This window comes from Rosettibacter firmus (genome assembly GCF_036860695.1).
GTDB classification, from domain to species: domain Bacteria; phylum Bacteroidota; class Ignavibacteria; order Ignavibacteriales; family Melioribacteraceae; genus Rosettibacter; species Rosettibacter firmus.
This window is the reverse complement of the sequence record NZ_JAYKGJ010000001.1, coordinates 467,056-483,981: the sequence shown is the minus strand read 5'-3', so window position 1 is coordinate 483,981 and position 16,926 is coordinate 467,056. Positions and strand designations below refer to the sequence as shown.

General features: G+C 29.6%; 13 protein-coding genes. All 13 read left to right on the top strand.

What is annotated here, in order from left to right; all coding sequences use genetic code 11:
• Nucleotides 1-19: 19 nt before the first annotated feature.
• On the top strand, nucleotides 20-1,210 hold the full coding sequence (gene porV / locus VJY38_RS02085; protein ID WP_353679011.1) for a type IX secretion system outer membrane channel protein PorV: 1,191 nt from the start codon (nucleotides 20-22) through the stop codon (nucleotides 1,208-1,210).
• A gap of 6 nt (nucleotides 1,211-1,216) precedes the next feature.
• Nucleotides 1,217-4,231 carry a T9SS-dependent M6-like inactivated metalloprotease gene (locus VJY38_RS02080; protein ID WP_353679010.1) on the top strand — a complete coding sequence of 1,005 codons (3,015 nt, stop codon included), beginning with the start codon at nucleotides 1,217-1,219 and terminating at the stop codon, nucleotides 4,229-4,231.
• A 23-nt stretch (nucleotides 4,232-4,254) separates the two neighbouring features.
• Nucleotides 4,255-7,320 carry a TolB family protein gene (locus VJY38_RS02075; protein ID WP_353679009.1) on the top strand — a complete coding sequence of 1,022 codons (3,066 nt, stop codon included), beginning with the start codon at nucleotides 4,255-4,257 and terminating at the stop codon, nucleotides 7,318-7,320.
• 15 nt (nucleotides 7,321-7,335) lie between these two features.
• On the top strand, nucleotides 7,336-8,184 hold the full coding sequence (locus tag VJY38_RS02070) for a hypothetical protein (protein WP_353679008.1): 849 nt from the start codon (nucleotides 7,336-7,338) through the stop codon (nucleotides 8,182-8,184).
• A gap of 8 nt (nucleotides 8,185-8,192) precedes the next feature.
• Nucleotides 8,193-9,506 carry a ribosome biogenesis GTPase Der gene (gene der, locus VJY38_RS02065; RefSeq protein ID WP_353679007.1) on the top strand — a complete coding sequence of 438 codons (1,314 nt, stop codon included), beginning with the start codon at nucleotides 8,193-8,195 and terminating at the stop codon, nucleotides 9,504-9,506.
• A 79-nt stretch (nucleotides 9,507-9,585) separates the two neighbouring features.
• Complete coding sequence (locus tag VJY38_RS02060; RefSeq protein ID WP_353679006.1) at nucleotides 9,586-10,950, top strand: FAD-dependent oxidoreductase; 1,365 nt, start codon at nucleotides 9,586-9,588, stop codon at nucleotides 10,948-10,950.
• Nucleotides 10,947-11,573: a uracil phosphoribosyltransferase gene (gene upp / locus VJY38_RS02055; RefSeq protein ID WP_353679005.1), complete on the top strand. Its 627-nt coding sequence runs from the start codon at nucleotides 10,947-10,949 to the stop codon at nucleotides 11,571-11,573. Before VJY38_RS02060 ends, upp begins: the two co-directional genes overlap by 4 nt.
• Nucleotides 11,574-11,633: 60 nt before the next feature.
• Nucleotides 11,634-13,829, top strand: a complete 2,196-nt coding sequence (locus VJY38_RS02050; RefSeq protein ID WP_353679004.1) for a RelA/SpoT family protein — start codon at nucleotides 11,634-11,636, stop codon at nucleotides 13,827-13,829.
• Nucleotides 13,830-13,839: 10 nt separating this feature from the next.
• The gene (ruvX, locus tag VJY38_RS02045; protein WP_353679003.1) at nucleotides 13,840-14,277 is read left to right on the top strand and encodes a Holliday junction resolvase RuvX; all 438 of its coding nucleotides are present in this window, start codon (nucleotides 13,840-13,842) and stop codon (nucleotides 14,275-14,277) included.
• 70 nt (nucleotides 14,278-14,347) lie between these two features.
• Nucleotides 14,348-14,629 carry an ethanolamine utilization microcompartment protein EutM gene (gene eutM / locus VJY38_RS02040; RefSeq protein ID WP_353679002.1) on the top strand — a complete coding sequence of 94 codons (282 nt, stop codon included), beginning with the start codon at nucleotides 14,348-14,350 and terminating at the stop codon, nucleotides 14,627-14,629.
• 11 nt (nucleotides 14,630-14,640) lie between these two features.
• The gene (locus tag VJY38_RS02035) at nucleotides 14,641-15,309 is read left to right on the top strand and encodes a BMC domain-containing protein (RefSeq protein WP_353679001.1); all 669 of its coding nucleotides are present in this window, start codon (nucleotides 14,641-14,643) and stop codon (nucleotides 15,307-15,309) included.
• 67 nt (nucleotides 15,310-15,376) lie between these two features.
• Nucleotides 15,377-16,288 carry a CdaR family protein gene (locus VJY38_RS02030; protein WP_353679000.1) on the top strand — a complete coding sequence of 304 codons (912 nt, stop codon included), beginning with the start codon at nucleotides 15,377-15,379 and terminating at the stop codon, nucleotides 16,286-16,288.
• Between the two features lie 2 nt (nucleotides 16,289-16,290).
• Nucleotides 16,291-16,923, top strand: a complete 633-nt coding sequence (gene tmk / locus VJY38_RS02025) for a dTMP kinase (protein WP_353678999.1) — start codon at nucleotides 16,291-16,293, stop codon at nucleotides 16,921-16,923.
• The last annotated feature ends 3 nt before the right edge of the window (nucleotides 16,924-16,926 follow it).

Below are 16,926 nucleotides of genomic sequence, written 5' to 3'. Positions count from 1 at the left end.
ATTTAATCAGGAGGCAAGAATGAAAAGAATATTGATGTTGATGATATCGTTATTAATGATTTGGAGTTATGGAAACATCAAAGCACAAGGTGAAGCTGCTTTACCATTTTTATTGATTGCACCAGATTCAAGAGCAGGTGGAATTGGTGAATCAGGGACAGGTTTAGCTGATAATTCTGCTGCAATCTTCTGGAATCCTGCAGGAATTGCTTTCTTAACAGGAGCTGAAGTTAGTTTTACTCATAGCAATTGGTTACCAGAATTTCATCTTGATTTATTTTATGACTATGCTACTTTTCGTAAATATATCGAAGATATAAGTGGTAGCATTACTGCAAGTATTACTTATATGAACTATGGAGAATTTGTTCGTACACTTTCAAATTCACCTGAGCCTGTAGGTACTTTTAGATCTTATGATGCAGCTTTGACTGTAGGTTATGCTACAAAATTAAGTAATGATTGGGGTTTGGGTTTAAATTTTAGATTAATTCATAGCCGCCTTGCAGATAAACCAACAGAAGCCGAACAGGGGAAAGGTGTTGCTACTACTGTTAGTTTTGATATTGGAACTATGTGGCGTCCCGAACATCTTAACTTACCTTTTATAGGTGATATGGGAAATCGTTTTAGTCTTGGTATAAATCTCAGTAATATTGGTCCAAAAATTTATTATATAGATCAAGCTCAAGCAGATCCTATTCCAACTAACTTTCGACTTGGATTGGCAACAAGGTTATTCCAGGATGATTTTAATTCATTAACTCTTACTCTTGATTTTAGTAAGTTGCTTGTTGATAAAGGTCAAGCTTTCAGAGGTCAGGTTGATACTACAAATACTGTTAAGAAAAAGAGAAAAGATTTTTACGAAGCAATATTTACTGCCTGGGCAGATCAATCATTAGGTGAAGAAATTCGTGATATCAACACATCTGCTGGATTAGAATACTGGTATGGTCAGCCTGGTGATTTTATGTTTGCTTTACGTGCTGGATTTTTCTATGAAGATCCAGCTTTTGGAAATAGAAAGTTTGTAACTCTTGGTGCGGGTATTCGATATGATCTTTATGGCTTTGATTTTAGTTATTTAACAACCGATGTATTTAAGAATGGTGAAAATCATCCACTCAATAATACCTTGAGATTTACTTTATTAATTGGCTGGGGTGCTGTCCCACAAAAACAATTAGGATTTCCTCGAGGAATTTAATTCCCTATGAAAAAAATAATTTTATTTTCTTTTTTAATAGGATTGGGCAGCTTATCTGCCCAATCTTTTAATCTTACGACAAATAATTTTTCTGGTAAAGCAAAGTTTCTTAATTCATCGGATACATTGAGAATTCTTGCAGTTCTTGTTGAGTTCAAAGAAGATAATGATCCAAATACTTTTGGTAACGGAAAATTTGGTTCAATTTATTCAAAGGATTATGGTGATACAATCTTAGATCCATATCCACACGATGTAAGATATTTTGAAAATCATCTCGAGTTTGCCAAGAATTATTTTAAAAAAGTTTCTAAGGGCAAATTAAATATTTCATATACTGTATTACCTGAAATAGTTACTGTTTCTCAAATTATGAGAAATTATTCTCCACCACCAAATAACTTAGATGATTTATCGAATCTTGCAAAATTTGCTCAGGAAGTCTGGCATAAAGCTGATTCTATTTATGCAGATTTTGATTTTTCAAAGTATGATCTATTTACAATCTTTCACGCTGGTGTAGGAAGTGCATATTATCCCAATGGAAGATTGGGAATTGAAAGAGATTTGCCTTCTGTTTATTTGAGCGAAGAAAAATTAAAATCAATTCTGGGAAATAATTTTAATGGATTTAAAACCAGTAATTATTTAATTAAAAACACAATTATACTTCCTACAACAGAATCAAAAGAAATAGAATCATTCGGAGAAAAGATTTTATTTCAAATGTCGATTAATGGTTTAATAGTTGGTAACATTGCAAGTTATTTAGGATTACCAGATTTATTTGATACAAAAACTGGTGTTACTGCTATTGATAGATTTGGTTTAATGGATGGGAATGCTTTATTTGCATTCAATGGAATTTTTCCACCTGAACCTTCTGCTTGGGAAAAAATTTATCTTGGCTGGATACAACCTGTTGTAATTGATAAAGTTGATAAAAAAATAAATTTAGTTGCTCAACTGGCTGCTCAACTAAACGATACAACTGTTGTTAAAATCCCTATAAATTCTACTGAATATTATTTAATAGAAAATAGACAGCGTGATGTAAATAAAGATGGTGTGAATGTAACTTATAAAATTGGAAATACTATTCACACATTTCATGTTGATAAAGATAAACCAAGATTTAATTTTAGTAACGTTGACACATTGGCTGGTGTAGTTGTGGATGTTGACGAATTTGACTGGGCTTTGCCTGGTAATGGGATCGTGATATGGCATATCGATGAAAAAATAATTAATGAAAAAATTTCTATAAATCAAATTAATGCTGATATTAAAAACAGAGGTGTAGATGTAGAAGAAGCTGATGGAATTCAAGATATTGGTGAACATTTTACTTCGATTCTTGGAGATTTTTATGGAATTGGTAGTGAAGAAGATTTCTGGTTTGCGGGCAATAAAGCAAAATTATATAAAAACAAATTTGGACCTGATACAAAACCAGATACAAAATCAAACAGTGGAGCTCACAGTTTAATTACTATCGAAAATTTTTCTGCTTCCGATAACAAAATGTCTTTTGAAATTAAATTTGGAGATAATTTTGTAAAGCCCGTGTATTCTAATTTTATTGATTTATCTAACATAAAGGCTTTAAGCGTTCCAGCTGGAAATTATAATTACTATTATATTCTAAATGGAAATGATTTAATTGTATTTACTCGAAATGGGGAACTTTTAAATAAATATGATAATTTCAGTCAGAAAAGTATTGCATCAATCAATTATAATGGATACGATTATATCTTTGGTTCATCTGGGAATAAATTAAATTATTTGATAAAAAATCTTACGGACGAATTTTTTAAAAGTATTGACTTATCGATTGAAATAACCTCTCCAATTTTAATTTCAATTGAAGATAATCAACCTGTTGCATATGCAGGTACTTCTAATGGTTCGATATTAAAAATTTATATCCAATCATTGCAAAGTGATAAAGAAATAAAATATGAAGTTATTAATATCGCAGATGAAGAAATTCTTCAAATCAGTAAACCATTGATTAATAATAAAAATTATTTTTCATTAATTACCAGTTCAGCTTTTTATGATTCAGATAATTTTAAATTAGTGTTGCCATATAAACCATTGAGAATAGCACTACTTAATGACCAGACAAATTCAACTATTACGAATATTGTTTTATCAGAACAGAATCATTTTTATGTAATTAATAATGGAATTGTTAGTAAGGAATTTACCATTAATTCAGAAAAACAAATTAATTCTTTTTCATTGTTTGGAAATTCACAAAATGGAGAAGGGACAATATTAATTACTAATGGTAATCGAATAGAAGCATACAATCTAAATGGAGTACTATTAGATAATTATCCTATTACCGAGCCGAATGGAGAAGATTTTTTATTTGTACCATTAACTACAGATTTAAATAGCGATGGAATTATTGATATTGTTACTGTTTCAAAAAAGGGAAATCTTTATGTCTTTAATTCTGAGACTGGAAAAGTTATTGATCCTTTTCCCATTTCTATAGGTAGTGAAATAGTTGCTACACCAGTGATATTTGATTTTTTACCTCTCTCAATGTCACCAATATCATTACAATCAATTATTTTAATTGATAAAAAAAAATATATGATTCAATGGATAATAGGATTGGCTAATAGTTTAAAATCTAAAAGCTGGAATAGTGAATTCTCAAATTCAACTAACAATTCATCTATGGAGTATTCAAAAATTAATTCGAACGATAATAGATTTTTCCCGGAAGAAAAAGTTTATAACTGGCCAAATCCAGTTTATAACGATGAAACATTTATTCGTTTTTATGTTTTAGAAAATTCAGAATTTAAGGTAAGGATATTTGATTTAGCAGGAGATTTAGTTGATGAACTGAGTGGTTTTGCAAATGGTGGTTATGATAACGAAATTAAATGGAATGTTAAAAATGTATCGAGTGGTATTTATTATGCAAACATTGAAGTCAAATCGTCTTCAGGAAAATTTGCAAGTAGAGTTATAAAAATCGCAGTGGTCAAATAATCTAACACAAATCATAATTACAGATGAAAAAATTTTTATACACAATACTTTTTATACCTATTCTTATTTATGCACAATTTAATGAATACGAACCGGAATATGAATGGTTAACAATTAAAGGTGAGCATGTATTTGTACATTATCATCCAGAAGCAGAAAGAACAGCAAAAACTGTTTTAAAAATTGCAGAAGAAGTATGGGAACCAATTACTTCTCTTTATGAATATGAACCAGAACCAGTTCATTTTGTAATTAAAGATATAGATGATTATTCGAATGGAGCTACATATTTCTTTGATAATAAAATTGAAATATGGGCTTCTGCACTCGATTTTGATTTAAGAGGCACTCATAACTGGCTTCGAAATGTAATATCTCATGAGTTTACTCATATGGTACAAATACAATCAGCAATGAAATTAGGTAGAAAAATTCCTGCAATTTATTTTCAATTTATGAATTATGAGAAAAAAAGAAGGCCTGATATACTCTATGGATTTCCTAATTTTATTGCTTCGTATCCAATTGCTACAGTAAATGTACCGGCCTGGTTTGCAGAAGGAACTGCACAATATATGAGAAAAGAATTTGGTTATGATGACTGGGATACTCATCGCGATATGATTTTGAGATGTTATGCACTCGATAATAAGTTGCTAACCTGGAACCAAATGGGAGTTTTTGATAAAACAAGTTTAGGAAACGAATCAGTCTATAATTCTGGATTTGCACTTGTACGTTATATCTCACAAAAATATGGTGAAGACAAAATTCAAAAAATTTCTCGTCTTCTTGGTAAACTTTCTAACTTTACTATTGATGCTGCAATTAAAGATGTTTTAGGTATTACTGGCGAAGATTTGTATAATGAATGGACAGAATTTATTAAAAAAGATTATCGTGATAGAATAGCAGATGTAATTAATAATAAAATTGAAGGAGAAATTATTACTCCTGTTGGTTTCGGTAATTTTTATCCTGTTTTTATTGATAATACTAAAATTGCATACATATCAAACAAAGAAAACGACTACTTTGGCCTCTCCTCAATTTATTTGCTTGATCTGAAAACAAAAAAAGAAAAATTACTTGTGCCTCAGGTTCGTTCTACTATATCTAAAATTCCTGGTGAGAATAAATTAGTATATGCAAAGTTGAGTGACGATAATCCAAGATGGAATAATATTCATGATTTATATGTCTATGATATGAATACTGGTAAAAGTAAAAGACTTACTTTTGGATTAAGAGCAAACAATCCCAGTGTTTCTCCTGATGGGGAAAAAATTGTTTTCTTATTTCAAAGAGATGGAACAACCAATATAGGTATTGTTAATATTGATGGGAAAGGTTTTAAACAACTCACATTGTTTAATAGTGGCGAACAGGTTTATAATCCAAAATTTTCTCCAGATGGTAGTTTTATCGTTTTTGGCTATTCATTAAAAAACACAAGAGAAATTGCAAAAGTTAATATTGATGGATCTGATTTTTCGATATTAATTCACAATGGTTACGATAATCGAGATGCTGTATTTGATAACGAAGGGAATTTAATATTTTCATCTGATGAAACTGGAATCTTTAACTTATACAAAATGAATTTGTCTACAAAAGAAATTCATCGAATTACTAATGTTGTAGGTGGAGCTTTTCAACCAGCAATAGATAACTCAGGAAATATTGTTTATTCAGGTTATACATCTGATGGATTTAAGATTTTTTATTTATCAAAAGAAGATCAGAAAAAAGTTGATGAATCAAAAAAATATGTCTGGAGAAATAATCCTCCTCTTTCCAAAGATCAACCAAAAGGTGATTTAGATAAAGATAAAATTTATCATCTAATAAACTATGATGATACAAAATTATTGAATGCAGAATCAAAAAAATATTCAGGTTATTTTTCTCGTGTTAGTATAATTCCATTTATTCGTTATGATAATTATACAACATCAAATAATGCAATTGATAGAATTAAACCTGGCATTTACATAGCATCGAGTGATTACTTAAATAGATTCAGCTTTTTTGCAGGGGGAGCAATAAACAAACTTTTTGAGCGAGATTTATTTTTATCTTTTGAGTATAGAGATAAACTACCAATCCTTTTTAAGTTAGGTTTAAGACCAGAAGCTGGCGTTGAACTTTATAGCGTAAGTAGAAAAGCTAATACTTTGATAATCTTTGATTCGCTCGATGCTTCTTACAATACACGTACAGATGTAACTTATAATTTGTTTGAAAGTGATTTCTTTTTACGACATAAAATTATTACAGAAGGAAATAATCTTGAATTTAGATTTATATTTAGCAGCTATACTGCAACTCTTAGTAGTTTTATTTTTCCGAATTCTACATTGTTGTATCCAACAACAAATGATACTTATTTTATTGGAAAAGATTTTCAAGTCAAATATGTTCACGAAGCAATTAAACCTACAATTGATTCGGATATAAACCCTGTGGGTAGAAAAATTGAATTAAAATATGATTATGAATTTAATCGATATAATCCTGATGGTAAGTATAATGTTGAAGATGGGATTTTAAAACCAGTCTATGATAATTTTAATTTTCATCGAATCGAACTTAACTGGAAAGAATATATAGAAATATTAAAAGATCATACACTTACAGCACAATTGAGAGCTGGAACAATCTTGGGACCAACTGTTCCAGACTTTTTTGATTTTTATCTTGGTGGATTAATTGGAATGAAAAGTTATCCATTTTATTCGATTAGCGGGAATGAACTTGGATGGATTAATTTAACTTATCGATTCCCATTATTTAAAAATATCGATAAAAGAATTGGACACCTTTACATTGATAAAATTTATATGTCAGTATATGGAGATCTTGGGAATGCATGGAATGGTAAAATTCCTTCGATTAAAAATTTCAAGAAAGGAGCTGGTATAGAATTGAGAATAAAAATGAATTCATTTTATTTATTCCCGACAAGTTTATTCTTCAATGCTGCTTATTCATTTGATAAATATTCCAGGAAAATTTTAGGTGAAAATGTTACTTATGGTAAAGAATGGAATTTTTATGGTGGTATATTATTCGATTTTAATTTTTAAGTAAAGAGGTAAAAAATGAAAAAACTAATTTTATTTTTTGTTTTAAGCATAACACAATTAATTGCTCAAAAAAATGAATTAACAGGCATTTTAAAACTGGATTCTCAAATTTCATTTGAAAATTCTTTCAATAATAAATTCACTCCTTCAGGAGGAATAGAAAAGAAATCTCCATTAGTTGGTGCAGCTTTGTCTTTTGCTCTACCTGGTGCAGGACAATTTTATTCAAAAAGTTATGTAAAAAGTGTTATTTATTTTGCAATTGAAGCCACAGCAATAACAGTTGGATTAATTTATGATAAAAAAGGTGACGATCAAACAAATTATTTCCAGAACTTTGCAAATCAACACTGGAGTGTAAATCGTTATGCACTCTGGACAATAACAAATGCTACAAAAATTAATCCAGATATAAATATAAATAATTATAAAGTTTTTAATTCAGATGGTACTGTTAACTGGGTTGAGCTAAATAAGCTTGAAAGTGCAATTGGGAATTACTATTCACATCATTTAGCTCCTTTCGGAGATCAACAATATTATGAAATGATTGGTAAGTATCCTCAATTTAATGTTGGCTGGGATGACTTTGGTGATGAAAATACACCATTTAATTACGGCGATCCTTTAACACCTAATTTTATTTACTATTCTAAAGAAAGAGGTAAAGCTAATGACTTTTATAATATAGCTTATAAAGCCGTTTTAATTATTATTACAAATCATATTATTAGTGCTCTTGATGCAGCCTGGAGTGCAAGCAGATATAATAAAAGATTACAAGTATCTGCAGAATTAAAAAGATATGAAATTGGATATAGAACATTCTATTATCCACAATTAAATTTGCAATATAAATTTTAAAGTAAACTATGAAAGAGCCAGTTGTAGTTATTGTAGGAAGACCTAATGTAGGTAAATCGACTTTGTTTAATAGATTGACTAAAACAAAAAAGTCGATTGTTGATGACGTTGCAGGTGTGACTCGTGATAGAATTTATGGCGATGTTGAATGGAATGGTAGACATTTTAGATTGATTGATACAGGAGGTTTTGTACCAAATTCAGAGGATTTGTTTGAAGCCGCAATTCGTGAACAAATTAAAATTGCACTCGATGAATCTGATGTAATTTTATTTGTTGTTGATGGAAAAAGTGGGCTAACACCACTTGATAGAGAGATTGCTAATTTAATTCGTCGATCTCCAAAGCCATATTACTTGCTGGTAAATAAAGCAGATGCTCCAGAAATGGAATCGCATAAAAATGATTTTTATTCACTGGGTATTGAAAAAGTTTTTGATATATCTGCTTTGAATGGTAGAAATCTTGGAGATTTTTTAGATGATTTATTAAAACATTTACCTCCACCTCAAGAAATAGAAGAACCAGATTATAGATTGCGTCTTGCAATTATTGGTAAACCAAATGTAGGAAAATCTTCTTTAGTAAATGCTTTGCTTGGTTATGATAGAACTATTGTTACAGATATTCCTGGAACTACAAGAGATAGCATCGATTCTGTCTTAAAATATTATGGTCAGGAAATTGTGCTGGTTGATACTGCAGGTTTGAGAAGAAAATCAAGAATCAAAGAAAATATAGAATTTTTTGCAAATGTTAGAACTTATCGTGCTCTATGGGATTGTGATGTTGCTATTTTACTTTTAGATGCTGAACTCGGTCTTGAGCATCAAGACCAAAAGATTATTCAAGAAGCTGTTAGAAGAAGAAAAGGTTTAATAATTGCGATAAATAAATGGGATTTAATCGAAAAAGATACTAATACTGCAAAAAGATACGAAGATGCAATTCGTGCAAAAATGAAAACTGTTGACTATGCTCCAATAATAACAATCTCTGCTTTAACAAAACAAAGAATTTTTAAATTGATTGACCTCGCATTAAAAATTCATGAAGAAAGAAAAAAGAAAATACCTACAAGTCAATTAAATGAAGTATTACTTCCAGAAATTCAAAACACTCCTCCTCCTGCAACTCCTACAGGTAAAGAAATAAAGATAAAATACATTACTCAAGTGGGAAAACATTATCCAATATTTTTATTCTTTGCAAATCAGCACAAATATATTCCTGAATCTTATAAAAGATTTCTTGAAAGATTGATTCGTCAACATTTCGGCTTCGAAGGAGTACCAATAACAATTTCATTCAAAGAAAAATAAGTAATAATATTTCTTATCTAAACATTTTTACCATTCAGAAAGAAATTAATTATATTTCAGTTAAAATTATAAAATATTGATGTTCCCAAAACCAAATAAGATATTAGTTGTAGGGGGAAACGCTGCTGGTCCAGCTGCAGCAGCAAAAGCAAAAAGAACTTCCCCTGAATCTGATGTGATAATGTTTGAAGCAGGAGAATTTATTTCTACCGGTACATGTGAATTACCTTATGTCTTATCAAATGAAATTAAGGATTGGAAAGAAATTATTTTTTTTGATCAGCACACTTTTGAAAAAGAAAAAGGGGTTAAAGTTTATTTAAATCATTATGTTGAAAAAATAGATAGAACAAAAAGAACAATTACTGTTCTTAATAAATTATCAAATCATCGATACGAAGAACAATATGATAAATTAATCCTTGCTACAGGTTCTATTGCAAAATATATTCCTTCTTTACCAAAAAATTTGCAAAATGTATTTACTCTAAAAAATGTTAAAGATTACCTTGCTATAAAAAATTTTATTGAGAACAATCATGTAAGAAAAATTCTGATTATAGGAGGTGGGTATATAGGACTCGAAGCTTCAGAAGCATTTCATAAATTAGGTTTTGATGTTACAATTCTCGAAAAAGAAAGCTTACCAATGCCTTCTTCAGATATTGAAATCAGTCATTTGATAAAAGAAATTCTCGAAAAAAATAAAATTAATTTTCTGGGTGATGCACATGATGTGAAGTATAAAATAAGTGACGGGAAATTAAAAGCAATTACATATAAAGGCTGGGAATTTGATTTTGATTTAATTTTAATTGCAATTGGATTTGGACCAAATAATTTTTTAGCTGTTTCTTCTTCGCTTCAGGTTGGTAAATATGGTGGAATAAAAGTAGACCAAAAACTTAAGACAACAGATTTTAATATTTATGCTGCAGGAGATTGTATAGAGATTAAAAATAAAATAACAAATAAAGATGATTATATACCACTTGCAACCATAGCATATAATTCTGGACATATTGCTGGCGAAAATGCAGCTGGTGGAAATGCATACATTAAACCTGTTATAAAAAATGCAGCAGTAAAAGTATTTGATAAATATTTAGCTTATGTTGGAATTAATTCTGTAGAAGCAAAGGAAAATAAATTTAAATTTGAGTCGATTTCTGCAACAGCAAATAACTTGGTTCATGTTATGCCAGATTCACAAAAAGTTTTTGGTAAAATAATTTATGAAAAATATACACAAAAGATTTTGGGAGCATTTTTCCTTGGTGGTAAAGAAGTTTCTGGCTATGCAGATTTAATTTCATCATTTATTAATAACAATATAAAAGTAAGTGAATTGTCGAATATTAGTTTCAATTATACACCACCACTTTCTCCATTTATTAATTTAATGACAATTCTCGGTAAAAAACTCAATAAGGACTCATTATGAAAAATTTAATTATAGTAGATAATCCACTTATAAAAAGAGATGTTACAATCTTGCGTGATAAAAATACTCAACCTGCTGAGTTCAGATATGCTTTGAGTCGTATTTCATTTTCACTTGCAATTGAGATTTCTAAAAATTTTGAGCTGGAAGAATATGAAGTGGAAACACCTCTTGAAAAAACAAAAGGTTATAAATTAAAGTATCAAATTGTTTTAGTCCCTGTACTCAGAGCAGGATTAAGTATGATAGAATCTTTTTTACAAATAATTCCCGAAGCAAAAGTAGGACACATAGGATTACAAAGAGATGAAAAGACTTTGAAACCTGTAGATTATTATTATAAAACACCAAACAATCTTCATCAGTCTATTACAATACTTCTTGATCCTATGCTTGCCACAGGTGGAAGTGCAGCAGCTTCGTTCAATTTTTTAAAGAAAAATGGAGCTGGAAAATGTTTCTTAGCTTGTTTAATTTCTGCTCCAGAAGGCATTGAAAAAATGAATAATGAACATCCAGATATACTTATTTATACTGCAGCTTTAGATCGGAAACTAAATGATAATGGATACATTCTGCCTGGACTTGGAGATGCTGGAGATAGAACTTTTGGTACTTTCTAATTGAACTAAATTTATGTTTTTTTGTATAAGATTTTGAAAAATAACTTTTATGTATAAGGAATGGAAACCTCCGTTAAAATAAAACATGAACGAATGTTAGATGAATTACTTGCTGTATGTAGAAATAATTTACATTCTGTTGATGAAAATCTAATTCGTAAAGCCTTTCAATTTAGTTATGAATGTCATAAAAATGATTTCAGGGCATCTGGAGAGCCATATTTTAACCATCCATACGAAGTTGCAATGATTATTGCTAAAGAAATTCCTCTCGATGATATTTCTGTAGTGAGTGCTTTACTTCATGATGTAGTTGAAGATTCAGATATTAAGCTCGAATTCATTGCTAAAGAATTTGGTCCCGATGTAGCAGAAATTGTTGATGGCGTTACAAAAATGGGTGGTATATTCAAAGAACAAGAAATTCAGAAAACTGAAGATCAGAAAAAAGCAGAAAATTATAGAAAATTACTTTTATCGATGATAAAAGATGTGCGAGTAATACTTGTTAAATTTGCAGATAGACTTCATAATATGCGCACTCTGGAATTTGTATCACCTCAAAAACAATTAAGAATCGCAAAAGAAACTCAGGAAATTTATGCACCGCTTGCTCATCGTTTTGGATTGGGAGCAATTAAATGGGAACTCGAAGATCTTGCTTTCAAATATTTAAATAGAGAAGCTTATAATAGTTTAGCAAAAAAAATTAATGATACTCGAAAAGAACGAGAAGCATTTATTAATAAAGTTATTAAACCAATCGAAGAAAGACTTAAAGCAGAAAATCTCAAATTCGAAATTAGTGGTCGCCCCAAACATCTATTCAGCATTTATCGTAAAATGATTAAACAAAATTTACCTTTCGAACAGATTTATGATATACTGGCTATTAGAATAATTTTGGAAACTGAAGATAAAAATCAATGTTATCTTGCTTATGGAATAGTTACAGAATTGTTTAAGCCAATCCCGGACCGATTTAAAGATTTTATTTCAGTCCCTAAAAAAAATAATTACCAGTCACTTCATACTACTGTAATTGGACCAGAAGGGAAATTAGTTGAAATACAAATTCGAACAAGAAAAATGCACGAAATTGCTGAGCGTGGAGTTGCTGCTCACTGGAAATATAAAGAAGAAATCACAACAACAGATAAAGAACTTGAAGAATGGGTAAGTTGGGTTCGAGATATTTTTGAAAATGCATCTAAAGATGAAGCCACAAAAGAAATTTTAACAAGTTTTAAACTGAATTTGTATCAAGACGAAATATATGTATTTACACCTAAAGGTGAGTTAAAGCGTTTACCTATTAATTCTACTCCTGTTGACTTTGCTTATGAAATTCATAGTAATATTGGTGACCAATGTATTGGAGCAAAAGTTAATGGAAAAATTGTACCTCTTGATACAAAGTTACATAGTGGTGATATGGTCGAAATTATTACTTCGAAAAATCAACATCCTAATAAAAGCTGGTTGCAATTTGTTCAAACACAAAAAGCAAGAAACCATATAAGAAAATATCTTAATAAAGAAGAAGAAAAATTAGTTGAAGCAGGCAAAGAAATATTAGATAAAAAATTAAAAAAACTGAAGCTATCGCTTACTCCTGATGAAATAGTTAAAATATCACGCAAACATAAATTTGATAATATTAGAAGTTTTTATAAGGCAATAGCAGAAAATAAAGTTAACCTTGATGAAATTTTCAAACCTCAAGAAGAAGTTGAACAAAAACAAAGCATTGAATTACCATTTGATAAATTTGCAGACATTGCAAGATTTACAGCAGGTGGTGTTGTTGTTGAAGGTGAACAAAAAGGATTGGCAATTAGTTACGCTAAATGTTGCAATCCAATTCCAGGAGATCCAATAATAGGTTATGTAACAATTGGCGAAGGAATTAAAATACATCGTAAAAATTGTAGAAATTTAATTGATAAACTTAAAGCTGGTGATGATAGATTGGTTCCAGTAACCTGGCCAAAAGCAGATGGTTCTTATTTTATTGCTGGACTTATTATTAAAGGCGAAGATGTACCTGGAATATTAAAAGATATTTCTAATTGCATTACAAATTATGAGAATACAAATATAAAGTCAGTCAATATGAGTGCAGAAGATTCGATATTTAAAGGAACAATAACTGTGTACGTTAAAAATCTGGATCATTTAAATAAATTAATTGAAAGACTAAAAAAAATAAATGGAGTATATTCAGTAGAAAGATTTGACTCTAATAAACATTAGAAAAGAGATTATGAATCAAAATAACGAAGAAAGAATTCTTGCAATTGATTATGGCGAAAAGAGAATAGGATTAGCTATTACAGATCCATTAAATATTTTTGCATATCCACTTATAACATTAGAAAATAATAAAAGTATTTTTGGTGAATTAAAAAAAATAATTGAACAATATAATGTAAAGAAAATTATCATTGGCAATCCTTTGAAAGAAAATGGGAAACAATCACAAATATTTCCAAACATAATTAAACTAAAAGAAGAAATAGAAAAAATTTTTAATCTACCTGTTGAATTGGTTGATGAAAGATATTCATCACTAATAGCAAAGCAAAGAATAATTGAATCTGTGCCATCAAAGAAAAAAAGGAGAGACAAAGGATTATTAGATAAAAATTCTGCAGCAGTAATACTTGAAGATTACTTAAGAGAAATTTCAAATAAAAAATAAATGAAATTGACATTTTTCACTATAAAAACTATTTTGAACATAAAAATTAACCAATATTGGGAGCAAATTTATGTCACTTGATGCACTTGGAATGATCGAAACCAAAGGATTAGTCGGGGCAATTGAAGCCGCCGATGCTATGGTAAAAGCAGCAAAAGTAGAATTAATCGGTAAAGAAACAATCGGTGGTGGATATGTTACCGTTATGGTTCGTGGTGATGTAGGAGCAGTTAAAGCTGCAACCGATGCTGGAGCAGCTGCAGCTCAAAGAGTAGGTGAATTGGTTTCGGTTCATGTAATTCCACGTCCTCATTCTGATGTTGAAATGATTCTTCCGAAACGACCTAAATAATTTTTTATAATATGGAATTAGCACTCGGTTTAATAGAAACCAAAGGCTTAATTGGTGCAATCGAAGCTGCTGATGCAATGGTTAAAACTGCAAATGTGCAGTTGGTTAGCAAAGAAAAAATTTCTGCAGGACTGGTTACTGTAAAAGTAATTGGAGAAGTGGCAGCAGTTAAAGCAGCAGTAGAAGCAGGAGCAGCTGCAGCTCAAAGAGTTAGCCAATTAATTTCTGCACATGTAATACCAAGACCAGATGATCAACTGGATAACTTAATTTTTAATGATAAAATTGTTACTACTGAAAAGAATGATAATATTGCACCAAATAATAATTTAAATAATCCTACATTTTTTGATGAACAACAAATTTCCACTGATGAGCTATCTCCAAAAAAGCAAAAAAAAGAAGTAAATTCTAAAAAAGAAAAACATACTGAATACAATTCACATCTAAATAAATTGAAAACAGAAGCTTTAAAAGAATTAACAAACAACCTTCCTGAAACTGATGGCAAAGAAGCTGATGTATTAACAGAAATCCCACCTGAAGAAGAGCTTTCAAAACTAAATGTGCACAAGTTACGTCATCTTGCCAGAAGTTTTAAAAACTTCCCGATTAAAGGAAGAGAAATTTCACGAGCAAACAGGGATCAATTAATAAATTATTTTAATCAACTCAGATAACAAAATTTGGATGAACAGATTTTATAACTCCACACAATAGTGGAGTTTTTTTTATATTTTTATGTATATGAAGAACAAAATTATTCCTATAGTATTTATAATTCTTTTCTCATTAATATTATGGGGATCGGTCTCCCTTTCAGATTATTATGTCGAAACAATTACTGTCCCGATCGAAATTGTTGATTTACCAGAAAATTATACTCCAAGTTATTTATCAAATAATGAAGTATTACTAAAATTAAAAGCAAGAGGCTGGGAATTAGCAAAATTAACTCTGACCAGTAATAATACGTTTAAGGTATCAGTCCATCATAAAATTGGTAAATATAAAGTTAACTTGAGAGATGAATTAGAAAATAATATCTGGCTTTCATCTTTAGTGACTGTCCTTGAAATTAATCCACCTGTCATTTCGATAGAAATTGATAAGACTGTAACAAAAAAAGTACGTATAAAGCCTAATATTAAAATAAATTTTGCAAAAGATTATGCACTGGTTTCTGATATTATAATTACTCCCGCAGAAATTGAAGTTTCTGGACCAGCCAGTATATTGCAATTTATTAATGAAGTTGAAACAGATTCCGTAGTTTTTAATAATGTCAGTGAGAAAATTATTTCAGAAGTTAATTTAAAAAGTATTGAAGGAGTTACATTTTCGGTTACAAAGTGTAAAGTAGAATTTGATGTCCAAAAAATAGTTGAAAGAGCTTTTGATGATTTATTTGTCGAGGTAAGAAATGTTCCTAATTCGAAACAATTAATTTTATATCCACCTAAAGTTAGCATTGTTTTAAGAGGAGGTATTAACAAACTTGGAAGACTTACGAATGATAGTTTAAAAGTATATGTAGATTACTGGGATGCAGTAATGAGCGAAGAAAATGTAATTCAACCAAAAATTGAAATACCAGATTATACTGAACTGCTGGATGTTAAACCTAATAAACTTGAGTTCATAATAAAACAATTTTAAATATGTTTATAACATTTGAAGGATTAGATTTTTGTGGTAAATCCACACAGGTAAAACTTCTTGAAAATTATCTGAAAGAAAAAAAACATAATGTTATAGTAATACGAGAACCTGGCGGCACAACTATTTCAGAACAGATAAGAAATGTTTTACTTGATAAATTAAATGATAAAATGCAAAATGAAACAGAATTATTACTCTTTGCTGCAAGTCGTGCACAACTGGTTCGTGAAATTATATTACCTGCACTTGAAAAAAAATATTATGTGATTTCAGATAGATATCATGATTCGTCAATTGCTTATCAGGGATTTGGAAGAAATATGCAGATTGAATTTGTAATTCAACTTCAAAAATTTGTAATAAATAATGCAATCCCCGATATTACTTTTTTCATTGACATACCTGTTGATGAAGTATTGAAAAGAATGTCGAAGGTTAAAAATATAGATTTAGATAGAATAGAAACATCCCCAAATGGAATTGATTCAGAAAAAATTAATTTTTATGAAAGAGTAAGAAAAGGTTATTTATATCTTTGTGAAAAAGAAAAAAGAATAAAAAAAATTAATGGCTTATTGACTATCGAAGAGATACATAATATTATAATTAATCATATTGAAAATTTTAATTAAGTT

Bases quoted from the DNA above. Each gene is read 5' to 3' on its own strand.
- VJY38_RS02060 (WP_353679006.1), top strand. From the start codon at position 9,586: ATGTTCCCAAAACCAAATAAGATATTAGTTGTAGGGGGAAACGCTGCT.
- VJY38_RS02080 (WP_353679010.1), top strand. From the start codon at position 1,217: ATGAAAAAAATAATTTTATTTTCTTTTTTAATAGGATTGGGCAGCTTA.
- eutM (WP_353679002.1), top strand. From the start codon at position 14,348: ATGTCACTTGATGCACTTGGAATGATCGAAACCAAAGGATTAGTCGGG.
- VJY38_RS02035 (WP_353679001.1), top strand. From the start codon at position 14,641: ATGGAATTAGCACTCGGTTTAATAGAAACCAAAGGCTTAATTGGTGCA.
- upp (WP_353679005.1), top strand. From the start codon at position 10,947: ATGAAAAATTTAATTATAGTAGATAATCCACTTATAAAAAGAGATGTT.
- VJY38_RS02050 (WP_353679004.1), top strand. From the start codon at position 11,634: ATGGAAACCTCCGTTAAAATAAAACATGAACGAATGTTAGATGAATTA.
- tmk (WP_353678999.1), top strand. From the start codon at position 16,291: ATGTTTATAACATTTGAAGGATTAGATTTTTGTGGTAAATCCACACAG.
- VJY38_RS02030 (WP_353679000.1), top strand. From the start codon at position 15,377: ATGAAGAACAAAATTATTCCTATAGTATTTATAATTCTTTTCTCATTA.
- ruvX (WP_353679003.1), top strand. From the start codon at position 13,840: ATGAATCAAAATAACGAAGAAAGAATTCTTGCAATTGATTATGGCGAA.
- VJY38_RS02075 (WP_353679009.1), top strand. From the start codon at position 4,255: ATGAAAAAATTTTTATACACAATACTTTTTATACCTATTCTTATTTAT.
- VJY38_RS02070 (WP_353679008.1), top strand. From the start codon at position 7,336: ATGAAAAAACTAATTTTATTTTTTGTTTTAAGCATAACACAATTAATT.
- der (WP_353679007.1), top strand. From the start codon at position 8,193: ATGAAAGAGCCAGTTGTAGTTATTGTAGGAAGACCTAATGTAGGTAAA.
- porV (WP_353679011.1), top strand. From the start codon at position 20: ATGAAAAGAATATTGATGTTGATGATATCGTTATTAATGATTTGGAGT.